9 protein-coding genes are annotated in these 12,277 nt (G+C 72.5%); all 9 read left to right on the top strand.

Features of this window, described 5'->3' with window-relative positions; genetic code table 11:
• Positions 1-253: hypothetical protein (locus tag DW309_RS04365; protein WP_205812620.1), on the top strand; the 253-nt coding region annotated here is incomplete at its 5' end.
• 39 nt (positions 254-292) lie between these two features.
• Entirely contained in the window at positions 293-2,980 is a 2,688-nt protein-coding gene (locus DW309_RS04360; RefSeq protein WP_136044672.1) for a glycoside hydrolase family 38 N-terminal domain-containing protein, read from the top strand.
• A gap of 66 nt (positions 2,981-3,046) precedes the next feature.
• Complete coding sequence (gene iolC / locus DW309_RS04355; protein WP_136044671.1) at positions 3,047-4,003, top strand: 5-dehydro-2-deoxygluconokinase; 957 nt, start codon at positions 3,047-3,049, stop codon at positions 4,001-4,003.
• Position 4,004: 1 nt separating this feature from the next.
• On the top strand, positions 4,005-4,904 hold the full coding sequence (locus DW309_RS04350; RefSeq protein WP_206252520.1) for a Cgl0159 family (beta/alpha)8-fold protein: 900 nt from the start codon (positions 4,005-4,007) through the stop codon (positions 4,902-4,904).
• A 15-nt stretch (positions 4,905-4,919) separates the two neighbouring features.
• Positions 4,920-6,437 (top strand): CoA-acylating methylmalonate-semialdehyde dehydrogenase, encoded by a 1,518-nt coding sequence (locus DW309_RS04345; protein ID WP_136044670.1) that lies wholly within the window; start codon positions 4,920-4,922, stop codon positions 6,435-6,437.
• Between the two features lie 38 nt (positions 6,438-6,475).
• Complete coding sequence (iolB, locus tag DW309_RS04340) at positions 6,476-7,387, top strand: 5-deoxy-glucuronate isomerase (RefSeq protein WP_136044669.1); 912 nt, start codon at positions 6,476-6,478, stop codon at positions 7,385-7,387.
• Positions 7,387-9,297 (top strand): 3D-(3,5/4)-trihydroxycyclohexane-1,2-dione acylhydrolase (decyclizing), encoded by a 1,911-nt coding sequence (iolD, locus tag DW309_RS04335; RefSeq protein WP_240753121.1) that lies wholly within the window; start codon positions 7,387-7,389, stop codon positions 9,295-9,297. The genes iolB and iolD overlap by 1 nt, the downstream gene beginning before the upstream one ends.
• Positions 9,298-9,341: 44 nt before the next feature.
• On the top strand, positions 9,342-10,631 hold the full coding sequence (gene rlmN / locus DW309_RS04330; RefSeq protein WP_205812618.1) for a dual-specificity RNA methyltransferase RlmN: 1,290 nt from the start codon (positions 9,342-9,344) through the stop codon (positions 10,629-10,631).
• 50 nt (positions 10,632-10,681) lie between these two features.
• Positions 10,682-12,154 carry a DUF4407 domain-containing protein gene (locus DW309_RS04325; RefSeq protein ID WP_136044667.1) on the top strand — a complete coding sequence of 491 codons (1,473 nt, stop codon included), beginning with the start codon at positions 10,682-10,684 and terminating at the stop codon, positions 12,152-12,154.
• Positions 12,155-12,277 lie beyond the last annotated feature (123 nt).

The raw sequence follows: 12,277 nt of genomic DNA, 5'->3' as shown, positions 1-12,277 counted from the left end.
CGGCCGCACCGCGATCATGGGCGGCGTCGCCGTGCGCGACGGCCTCACCGTGCCCGAGCTGTTCACCGCGCCCGTGCTGCTGCGCGTGGACGGCGACCTGCTCGCGATCGACGCCGACGGGCTCATCCTCGTCGACGGTGCGGGCGAGCGTCGTGCCGTGCACGGCGACCGCGCCTCCTTCTCCGGCGATCCCGCCGCCGGCCCGTACTACCTGCTGCACCCCGACCGCAGCATCGCCGCCCTGTGCGCCTGAGCGCCGCCCGAACCCCCCGAGATACAGGAGTCCCCGCCCGTGAGCAGTGAGATCGTCGTCGTCCCCCACACCCACTGGGACCGCGAGTGGTACGAGCCGCACGACGTGTTCCGCCTGCGGCTCGTGCACATGCTCGACCGCCTGATCGGCATCCTCGAGGCGGAGCCGTCGTACCGGTTCACGCTCGACGGGCAGGCCGCGGCCATCGAGGACTACCTGGAGATGCGCCCCGACATGCGCGACCGCGTGGTGGCACTCGTCGAGAGCGGGCAGCTGAGCATCGGCCCCTTCCTGATCCTGCTCGACGAGTTCGGCTGCGACGGCGAGACCATCGTGCGCAACCTGGAGCTGGGCCGCGGCGCGAGCGCCCGCCTCGGCCGCACCATGCCCGTCGGCTACCTGCCCGACATGTTCGGCCACGCGGCGCAGATGCCGCAGATCCTGGCGGGCTTCGGCATCCGGCACAGCGCCCTGTGGCGCGGCGTGCCCGGTGACGTGCAGGAGCACGCGTTCTCCTGGGTCGCGCCCAACGGCGACGCGGTGCGCTGCGAGTACCTGTTCGACGGCTACGGCAACGGCCTCGACATGTTCGCCCTGCCCGGTCAGCTCCCCGCGCTCGCCCCCGACTACGCCGCCCGCACCGCGTCGTGGTACGGCGACGACCCCGTGCTGGCGATGCTCGGCACCGACCACTCCGCGCCCCCGGAGGACCTGGCCGAGGTGATCCGCGACTACGACGCGGCCGGCGGTGAGCCCCGCCTGTCGATCGCGACGCTCGACGAGCACCTCGCGCGCTACGCGACCGATGCGGACGCGCTCGCCGCGCTGCCCCAGGTGCGCGGGGAGATGCGCTCGCACGCCCGCGGCAACCTGCTGCCCGGCGTCTTCTCGATCCGCACGAACCTCAAGCGCGAGATGGCCCGCTCGGAGCAGGCCCTCGCCGCGGCCGAACGGCTCGACCTGCTGTACGGCACGCGCGACCACCGTTCGTTCTTCGACACGGCGTGGTACCGCCTCGTGGAGAGCACCGCGCACGACTCGGTCACCGGCTGCGGCGTCGACAGCACCGCGGAGCAGGTGGGCACCCGCATCCACACGGCCGGGCACATCGCCCGCGGCGTGATCGACAGCGTGCTGCGCGACCTGGCGGTGTCGGTGAGCCCCGCTCAGCACCTGGTGTTCAACCCGTCCGGCTTCGCCCGGCGCGCGCAGGTGGAGGTCACGCTGCACGGTGTGGATCCCGCGGGCCGCGCCCCCGGGGTGCAGGTGCTCGACCCGCTGCCCACGGTGCTGGGCGACGAGCAGTTGCGCACGGCCGACCTGCCCAAGCTCCTGCGCCGCATCCACGGGCGCGAGTTGTTCGGGCAGCAGATCAACGGCTATGCGTGGGGCGAGCGGTCGCTGCGCTTCGAGGTGGCCGAGAGCCCCCGCGGGGTGTGGGATCTGGCCGCGTTCACGGTCGAGCTGGAGGAGCGCGTGGCCGCCGATGCCGCGGGCGAAGACCTATGGCACGTGGAGACCATCGCGGATCCGCGGCACCGGGCGCTGCTCGCGGTCGACCTCGACGGTGTCGCGCTCGCGGCCGTGTCGGAGACCTCGGCCCCCGCGCCCCTCGACCCCGTGCGGGTGACTGCGACCTCGCTGTCGAACGCGGCGCTGACCGCGACCGTGAACCCCGACGGCACGGTGCGCATCGACGGCGCGGACGGCTCCGCGATCGACGGCGCCCTGGCCCTGGTCGACGAGGGCGACTGCGGCGACTCGTACAACTACGGGCCGGTCGACCCCGCCTCCGCCGTGACCGCCCCGGCGTCGGTCGAGGTGACGGTGGTCGAGGAGGGGCCGCTGCGCGGGCGACTGCGCATCCGCCGCGTGTACGACCTGCCGGAGCGCCTGGACGCCGACCGTCGTCGCGGCGCCGCGACCGTGCCGCTGGTGACCGAGACCACGGTCGAGCTGCGCGAGGGCGAGGGCTTCCTCCGGGTGGGCATCGACTACGTCAACACCGCGTCCGACCACCGGCTGCGGGTGCTCGTGCCCACCGGGGCCGCGGGGCTGGAGTCGTCGCGCAGCGCCGGTCAGTACGGGCTCACGGTGCGCGGGCGCGAGGCCGAGGGCGGCTGGGGCGAGTTCCCGCTGCCGACCTACCCCGCGTACCGGTTCGCCGCGGCGGGCTCGACGGCGGTGCTGGTGCAGAAGCTGTCGGAGTACGAGCTCGTGTCGACCGCGGGGGAGCAGGACGCCCTTGCGGTGACGCTGTCCCGCTCGGTGGGGATGATGAGCGTGAACCTGCACCCGCTGCGCGATGAGCCGGCCGGCTCCGAGATCCCGGTGCCCGGCGCGCAGTACCTGGGGGTGCCGGTGCACACCGAGCTGGCGATCCTGGTCGGTGCCGACGATGCGACGGCGGTGCGGGCGTCCGACCTGTTCCGGCACGAGCCGCTCGTGGTGCGGGGCACCGGAGAGACGGACGGGCCGCTGCCGGAGCCCGCGTTCCGTGCGGAGCTGTCGGGTGACGTGGTGCTCGAGTCGGCGCGACGCGTGGACGACGAGGCCGAGCTGCGCTTCGTGAACTACCTCGACGGCGAGCGCGACCTGGCGTTCGCGGCCGAGGGTGCGTGGGCGCGTACCGATCTGCGCGGTGAGGTGCAGGAGGACGCCCTGGACACCCGCGGTGCGCGAGTGGCGGGCGGCGGCGTGGTCAGCCTGCGGCGCGCGATCCGGTGACGGCCGCACGGGTGGGAGCACAATAGTGCTAATGTTAGGACAAATGCAGCGAGAGGAGGCGGGGCGATGAGCGAGCGACCACGGGCGACCGAGATCCTCAGCATCGGACGCCTCGGCGTCGACCTGTACCCGCTGCAGGACGGCGTGGGGCTCGGCGAGGTCACGAGCTTCGGCAAGTACCTCGGCGGCAGCGCCGCCAACGTCGCGGTCGCCGCCGCCCGGTACGGCCACGACACCGCGCTGTTCTCCCGTGTGGGCGACGACCCGTTCGGGCAGTACCTGCGCGACGAGCTGGAGCGCCTCGGGGTGTCGAGCCGGTTCGTCGCCACCGACCCCGATTACAAGACCCCGATCACGTTCTGCGAGATCTTCCCGCCCGACGACTTCCCGCTCTACTTCTACCGCGAGCCGTCGGCGCCCGACCTCCAGCTCCGGCCGGACGACGTCGACGCCGCCACCGTGCGCGACACGGCCCTGGTGTGGTTCACCGCGACCGGCCTCAGCGAGGACCCCAGCCGCACGACCCACCTGGAGCTGCTGGAACAGCGCGGCCGCCGAGCGCACACCGTGTTCGACCTCGACTACCGCCCGATGTTCTGGGAGTCGGCCGAGGCCGCACGACCGTGGGTCCAGCGGGCGCTGGGCTTCGCCACGGTCGCCGTCGGCAACCGCGAGGAGTGCGAGGTCGCGGTCGGCGAGACCGATCCCGAGCGCGCCGCCGACGCCCTGCTCGACCGCGGCGTGGAGCTCGCGATCGTGAAGCAGGGCCCCCGCGGCGTGCTCGCCAAGACCGCCACGGAGCGCGTCGAGATCCCGGCGCGACAGGTCGCCGTGGTCAACGGCCTCGGGGCGGGCGACGCGTTCGGCGGTGCGCTGTGCCACGGGCTGCTCGCCGGGTGGCCGCTGGAGAAGACCCTGACGTGGGCCAACGTGGCGGGCGGCATCGTCGCCGGCCGCCGCGAGTGCTCCACGGCGATGCCGACCGAGCGCGAGATCGCGGAGGTCGTGAACGGAGATGCGTGACATGACAGCACTGACGCAAGAGGACTTCGAGCGACTGCGCACCGTGCGGGCCGAGTCCCCCCGGGCGATCCGCGAGCTGCTGGCCGCGCGTCGTCGCCGCGACATCATCCGCGGCGACGGACGGCTGTTCATCATCGCGGCCGACCATCCCGCACGCGGAGCCCTCGCGGTGGGCGCGGAGCCCTACGCCATGGCCGACCGCTACGAGCTGCTCGACCGGCTCGCGATCGCGCTGCGCCACCCGGGCGTCGACGGGGTGCTCGGCACGCCCGACATCATCGATGACCTGGCCGTGCTCGGCCTGCTCGACGACAAGATCGTGGTCGGCTCGATGAACCGCGGCGGGCTGCGGGGTGCGAGCTTCGAGATGGACGACCGCTACACCGGGTACGACGTGCCGGCGATGGTGGACTCGGGCATCGACTTCGCCAAGGCGCTGCTGCGCGTGAACCTCGACGACGACGGCACGGCGCCGACCCTGGCCTCCACGGCCGACGCGGTGACCGCGGCGGCCCGCGCCGACCTGCCGATCATGCTCGAGCCGTTCCTGAGCCGCCGCGTCGACGGCCGTATCGTCAACGACCTCAGCCCCGACGCCGTGATGCTGTCGATCGCCATCGCGAGCGGTCTGGGCGCCAGCAGCGCGAGCACGTGGCTCAAGCTGCCCGTGGTCGACGACATGGAGCGCGTGCTCGCCGCGACCACCCTGCCCGTGCTGCTGCTCGGCGGCGACGCGGGTGCGGACCCCGACGACACGTTCTCCTCGTGGGAGGACGCCCTGTCGCTCCCCGGCGTGCGCGGCCTCACGGTCGGCCGCACGCTGCTGTACTCCGCCGACATCGACGTGGCCGCGGCCATCGACGTCGCCGCCTCCCTCGTCCACCCCGGCCTGTCGGCCTGATCCCGAAGGACCCGCATGAGCTCCGACACCCCCGTCATCGGCCACTGGATCGACGGTGCCCCGCACGCCTCGACCAGCGGGCGGACCGCCCCTGTGTTCAACCCCGCCACGGGCGCCGAGACCGCCAGGGTCGCGCTCGCCGACGAGGCCGAGATCGCCGCGGCCCTCGCGTCCGCGGAGCGCGGTTTCGCGGAGTGGAGCACGTGGTCGATCGCGAAGCGGCAGGGCGTGCTGTTCGCGTTCCGGGAGCTGCTGAACGCCCGCAAGGGCGAGCTCGCCGCGATCATCACCGCCGAGCACGGCAAGGTGCTCTCTGACGCGATGGGCGAGATCCTGCGCGGCCAGGAGGTCGTGGAGCTGGCGACCGGGTTCCCGCACCTGATCAAGGGCGCCTACTCGGAGAACGCCTCGACCGGGATCGACGTGTACTCGCTCAAGCAGCCGCTGGGTGTCGTGGGCATCATCTCGCCGTTCAACTTCCCGGCGATGGTGCCGATGTGGTTCTTCCCCGTGGCGATCGCGGCGGGCAACGCGGTGGTCCTCAAGCCGAGCGAGAAGGACCCGTCCGCCGCGCTGTGGCTGGCCGAGCTGTGGGCCGAGGCGGGGCTGCCCGCCGGGGTGTTCACGGTCCTGCAGGGTGACAAGCAGGCGGTCGACGGGCTGCTGCACAGCGACACCGTGCAGTCGATCTCGTTCGTGGGATCGACGCCCATCGCGCAGTACATCTACGAGACGGCGTCGCGCACCGGCAAGCGCGTGCAGGCCCTCGGCGGTGCGAAGAACCACATGCTGGTGCTGCCGGACGCCGACCTCGACCTGGTCGCGGATCAGGCCGTGAACGCGGGCTTCGGTGCCGCGGGCGAGCGCTGCATGGCCGTGTCGGTCGTGCTGGCGGTGGAGCCCGTCGCGGACGAGCTCATCGCGAAGATCACCGAGCGGATCGCGACGCTGCGGGTGGGCGACGGCGCGGGCGACGGCACCGGCGAGCCCGACATGGGCCCGCTGATCAGCGCGGAGCACCGGGCGAAGGTCTCCGGTTACGTCGACATCGCGGAGGCCGACGGCGCCCGCATCGTGGTGGACGGCCGTGGCCTGACGGTGGACGGGCGCGAGGACGGCTTCTTCTTCGGCCCCACCCTGATCGACGACATCCCCACCGACTCCCGCGCCTACACGGAGGAGATCTTCGGCCCGGTGCTCTCGGTCGTGCGGGTCGAGACGTTCCAGGAGGGCGTCGACCTGATCAACTCCGGGCGCTTCGGCAACGGCACGGCGATCTTCACGAACGACGGGGGAGCGGCCCGCCGCTTCCAGCACGAGGTGCAGGTGGGCATGATCGGCATCAACGTGCCCATCCCGGTACCCGTCGCCTACCACTCGTTCGGCGGGTGGAAGGCGTCGCTGTTCGGCGACGCCAAGGCGTACGGTGTGCACGGGTTCGACTTCTTCACCCGCGAGAAGGCCGTCACCAGCCGCTGGCTCGACCCCGCCACCCACGGCGGCATCGACCTCGGCTTCCCGCAGAACCGCTGACGACACCGACCATCCGATCGACACCGACAGGAGGCGCCATGACCGCGAACGATCCGTGGTTCCACCCGCGCGGTGCCCTCGGCCGCGACGGCTGGGAGAGCGTGGTCGACGAGGCGCTGCCGGGGTGGGCGCACACGGGCCTGCGCGTGGGCGTGCTCGCGGACGGGGAGAGCCTCGCGCTCGCCGAGACCGGGGTCGAGCGCATCGTCGTCCCGCTCGCGGGCTCCTTCACGGTGACGCACACCGAGGACGGCGCGACGACGGAGACGACCCTCGCCGGGAGGGCCTCCGTGTTCCACGGTCCCACCGACGTGCTGTACCTCTCGTGCGCTGCGACCGCCGTGATCCGCGGGACCGGACGGGTCGCGGTGGCCTCCGCCCCGACGACGGTCGTGCATGCCACCCGGCACCTCCGCGCCGATGAGACCCCGGTCGAGCTGCGCGGGGCGGGGCGGTCGAGCCGGCAGGTGCACAACTTCGGCACCCCGGCGACCCTCGACGCGGAGCGCCTGATCGTGTGCGAGGTGCTCACGCCCGCCGAGAACTGGTCGTCGTACCCGCCGCACAAGCACGACGCCCACGTGCCGGGGCGGGAGTCGCGCCTGGAGGAGATCTACTACTTCGAGGCCGCGCCCACGCGTGACGGCGGGCAGGCGGCGTCGGCCGACGCGGCGTTCGGGATGTTCGCCACCTACTCCTCGGACGCGGGCGACATCGACGTCTCGGCGATGGTGCGCACGGGCGATGTCGCGCTCGTGCCCTACGGCTATCACGGGCCAGCGGTCGCCGCCCCCGGCTACGACCTCTACTACCTGAACGTGATGGCCGGCCCCGACCCGGAGCGCTCGTGGCTCATCACCGACGACCCTGCGCACGCGTGGGTGCGCGACAGCTGGAGCGGGCAGGACATCGACCCGCGGCTTCCCTATCGAGCAGAAGGAGCGCAGTGATGCGGACGAGGCGGATGACGGTCGGCCAGGCGCTGGTGGAGTTCCTGGCGCAGCAGTGGACGGTCGACGGCGAGCACCGCGAGCGCACGATCCCCGGCATGTTCGGCATCTTCGGGCACGGCAACGTCGCCGGTCTCGGGCAGGCGCTGCAGCAGTACCACCTCGAGCAGCCGGAGCTGATGCCGTACCACCAGGCGCGCAACGAGCAGGCGATGGTGCACCAGGCCGTCGGGTTCGCACGGATGCACCGCCGCCGCGCGACGTTCGCCAGCACGGCCTCGGTGGGCCCCGGCGCCACGAACATGCTCACGGGTGCGGCCCTGGCGACCACCAACCGCCTGCCCGCGCTGCTGCTCCCCAGCGACACCTTCGCCACGCGCGTCGCCGACCCGGTGCTGCAGCAGCTGGAGCGACCGCACGACATCGGGCTCACGGTCAACGACGCCTTCCGCCCGGTGTCGGTGTTCTTCGACCGGGTGCAGCGGCCGGAGCAGCTGTTCTCCGTGGCGCTCGCCGCGCTGCGGGTGCTCACGGATCCGGCCGAGACCGGGGCCGTGACGATCGCGCTGCCGGAAGACGTGCAGGCCGAGGCGCTGGACGTGCCGGTCGAGTTCCTCCAGGAGCGGGAGTGGCACGTGCGCCGGCCGCTGCCCGAGCGCGGACCCCTGGCCAGGGCGGTCGCCGCGATCCGCGGGGCGCGGCGGCCGTTCCTCATCGCGGGCGGCGGTGTGCTGTACTCCGAGGCGGAGGGCGCGCTGCGCGACTTCGTCGAGGCGACCGGCATCCCCGTCGGCACGACCCAGGCGGGCGGCGGCGTGCTGCCGTGGGACCACCCGCAGTACCTGGGCGGGGTCGGCGCCACCGGCTCCACGGCCGCGAACAGGCTCGCGGCCCAGGCCGACGTGATCATCGGCGTCGGAACGCGGTACAGCGACTTCACGACCGCGTCGAGGTCGGCCTTCCAGCACCCCGACGCGGTGTTCGTGAACGTGAACGTCGCCCCGTTCGACGCCTACAAGCACGGCACGCAGCTGCCGGTGATCGCCGACGCCCGGGAGGCGCTGGAGGCGCTGACCGCCGAGCTGCGCGGCATCCGCGTGCGCACGGAGCTCGCCGACGAGGCCGCCGCGCAGAAGCGGGAGTGGGACGCGACGGTCGACGCCGCCCTCGCCCCGACCGGCCGCGAGCTGCCGGGGCAGCCCGAGATCATCGGGGCGGTGCGGGCCGAGGTCGCGGACCGTGACGTGATCGTGCAGGCCGCGGGTTCGCTGCCCGGCGACCTGCACAAGCTGTGGCGCGTCAGCGACCCGCTCGGCTACCACGTGGAGTACGCCTTCTCCACGATGGGCTACGAGATCGCGGGCGGGCTGGGCGTCAAGCGCGGCCTGGAGGCGGCGGGCGACGACCGCGACGTGGTGGTGATGGTCGGCGACGGCTCCTACCTCATGCTCAGCTCGGAGCTCGCGACCGCGGTGGCGGAGGGCATCAAGCTCATCGTGGTGCTCATCCAGAACCAGGGCTTCGCGTCGATCGGGCACCTGTCCGAGACGGTCGGGTCGGAGCGCTTCGGCACCAAGTACCGTCGGTACGACGCGCAGGCCCGCAGCTTCCAGCACGGCGACGTGCTGCCGGTCGACCTCGCCATGAACGCGCGCAGCTACGGCGTCGACGTGATCGAGGTCGCCCCCGGTCCCTCCGCGATCGAGGACCTGCGGGCGGCAGTGCGCGCGGCGAAGGCGGCGGAGCGCACGACCGTGATCCACGTGGAGAGCGACCCCACGGTCTATGCGCCGGACGGCGAGGGCTGGTGGGACGTGCCGGTCGCCGAGGTCGCGTCGACCGACAGCGCCCGGCGGGCCCGCGCGGAGTACGAGCAGCAGCGCACGGCGCAGCGCCCGCTGCTCGGCTGATCCGGCCCAGCCGGCTCCCACCCGGCCCCCGGTATCCTGGAAGGATGACTGAGAACCCCCGCACGCGCGAGACACGCCCCCAGGCAGCGCCCGCGTCGTCCCGCTCGGGGGCGATCCGTGAGACCCGTGGCCCCCAGGTGCGCCCGGCGACCGAGGGCTGGACGCAGAAGAAAGACGCCGAGGGCCGTCCGCTGCTGCAGTTCGCGAGCCCCAAGCGCGGCAAGCCGCCGGTGCACCTGGCCGACCTCACCCCGGCCGAGCGCATCTCGAAGGTGAAGGAGCTCGGGCTCCCGGGCTTCCGCGCCAAGCAGCTCGCCACCCACTACTTCCGCCACTACACGTCCGACCCGGCCGAGATGACCGACCTCCCCGCCGGGATCCGCGACGAGCTGGTCGCGGGCATGCTCCCGCCGCTGATGACCGAGGTGCGCCGGCTGGAGACCGACCGTGGCGACACGATCAAGTTCCTGTGGCGTCTGCACGACGGCGCGCTCGTCGAGTCGGTGCTCATGCGCTACCCCGGCCGCATCACCCTGTGCGTGTCGAGCCAGGCCGGCTGCGGCATGAACTGCCCGTTCTGCGCGACCGGCCAGGCGGGGCTGACCCGCAACATGTCGACCGCCGAGATCATCGAGCAGATCGTGCGGGCCAACCGGGCGATCGCGAACGGCGAACTGGGCGGCAAGAAGCGCGACGACCACTCGATGGAGCGCGTGTCGAACATCGTCTTCATGGGCATGGGCGAGCCTCTCGCGAACTACAAGCGCGTGATGGATGCGGTGCGCATCATGGTCGCGCCGCAGCCCGACGGCCTGGGCATGAGCGCCCGCGGCATCACGGTCTCCACGGTCGGCCTCGTGCCCGCGATCAGGAAGCTCGCCGACGAGAACATCCCGGTCACCTTCGCGCTGTCGCTGCACGCGCCCGACGACCACCTGCGCGACGAGCTCATCCCGGTGAACTCGCGGTGGAAGGTCGACGAGGCCCTCGACGCCGCCTACGACTACTACGCCAAGACCGGCCGCCGCGTGTCGATCGAGTACGCGCTCATCAAGGACATGAACGACCACGCCTGGCGTGCCGACCTGCTGGCCGAGAAGCTCAACCAGCGCGGTCGCGGCTGGGTGCACGTCAACCCGATCCCGCTGAACCCGACGCCCGGGTCGATCTGGACCTCGTCCGAGCGTGACGTGACCGACGAGTTCGTGCGCCGCCTCAACGACGCCGGCATCCCGACCACCCTCCGCGACACCCGCGGCAAGGAGATCGACGGGGCGTGCGGTCAGCTCGTCGCCACCACCGAGGACGAGGCCGCCGCCGCCGCGATGGCCTGATCAGGGCTTTCCTGAGAGCGACTCCAAGGCGGGCTTCGTACCCTGTCCGGATGCCCTATTCCGCCCATCGCCCGGGTCGCTTCGACTCGCAGGGTCGGATCATCCTCGACGGCGACCCGAACGCCGAGACGGATGACCTCGACTTCCTGCGCGAGTTCGAGCCGACGGGACCCGACCCCGACCCCTTCGTCGACGCTCCGGAGCGTGCCGAGTCCGTGCGGACGACGGAGGACGCCGACGTCGATGCCGCAACCGAGGAGCAGCCGGCCCGCGCGCGTCGCGCCCGCCCGCCCCGTCGTCGCCGCACGGCCGCCGAGCGACTCCGCGCCCTCGCAATCCTCGGCGGCGCGGAGGGCGAGATCCTCGACCGCGTGCCCGGCGAGACGCCCCGCTTCGTGCAGATGTTCTTCGTGCTCGCCGGCACCGCGCTGGTGTCCGCGATCTCGATGCTGTTCGCGCTGACCACGGGTGTGCAGGCCGCGATCTGGCTCGCGGTGCCGCTCGCGGTGGTGTGGGCGCTCATCATCTTCAACCTCGACCGGTTCCTCACCTCGACCATGACCTCGACCAGGAACGTGTGGAAGCTCATCGGGCTGGCGATCCCGCGGGTGATCATGGCGGCCATCATCGGCTTCGTCGTGGCGGAGCCGCTCGTGCTGCAGATCTTCCACAACGACATCTCTCGCGAGGTCGCCGCGACCAATATCGTCCAGGCGCAGTCCGATCAGGAGGCGCTCGAATCGGGCCCGGAGCGCAAGGCTCTCGATGCCGCCTCCGAGCGGGTCTCGGAACTGGAGAACCAGGCGGCGACCGGGATCGTCGCGGGCACCGACTCGTCGTCCGCCAGCGAGTCGGCCGCGCAGGCCACGGTCGACGACCTCACCGCGAAGATGACCGCGCAGCAGGCCGTGATCGACCAGGCGCGTGTGCTCTACCAGTGCGAGCTGACGGGCGAGGGCGCTGGTACCGTCCCCGGGTGCACCGGGGTGAATGGCGAGGGCGCGAGCTCGCAGGCCGCGCAGGCCCAGCTCGCCGAGGCGCAGCAGACCTACGACGCGCTGGCCGCCCAGCTGCGCACGGCCAACGACGAGCTCGCGGCCGCCGGCACCGCCGCCAAGGAGAACACCTCGACCTCCGAGACGCAGAACCGCCAGCAGGCGAAGGACGAGCTTCCGGCCGCGCGCGAGACGTATGACCAGACGCTCGCCGCGTACAACGCCCGCGCGGATGCGGTCGCGCAGGGCAACGCGGGTGCGGTGGGGCTGCTCAGCCAGATCAGCGGACTCAACCGGCTCAGCGAGAAGGAGCCGGCCATCCTGTGGGCGCACATCCTGATCGCCGCGCTGTTCTTCATGATCGAGCTGCTGCCGGTGCTGGTGAAGGTGCTCACGAGCTACGGCGACCCGAGCCTGTACGAGAAGGCCGTCGCGATCCGCAAGCAGGTGGCGCTCGACCGGGTGACGGCCGAGGGCTTCCGCGACCGCGCCGATATCGTCACGACCCCGGGCGCTCAGGCCACCTGACGCTCGCGCCCGCTCGCGCGTCCCGCGGTGGCTGAGGGATCCGCGTCCCGCACGGGGGTCCGTGCGCCGGCGGGGGAGCCCGGTGCCGTGAACGGCCCCGCGGTGCCCGTGTCCGCGGCAGCG

The organism is Microbacterium sp. K41 (assembly GCF_004794395.1).
Lineage (GTDB): Bacteria > Actinomycetota > Actinomycetes > Actinomycetales > Microbacteriaceae > Microbacterium > Microbacterium sufflavum.
This window is presented reverse-complemented; position numbering and strand designations above follow the sequence as displayed.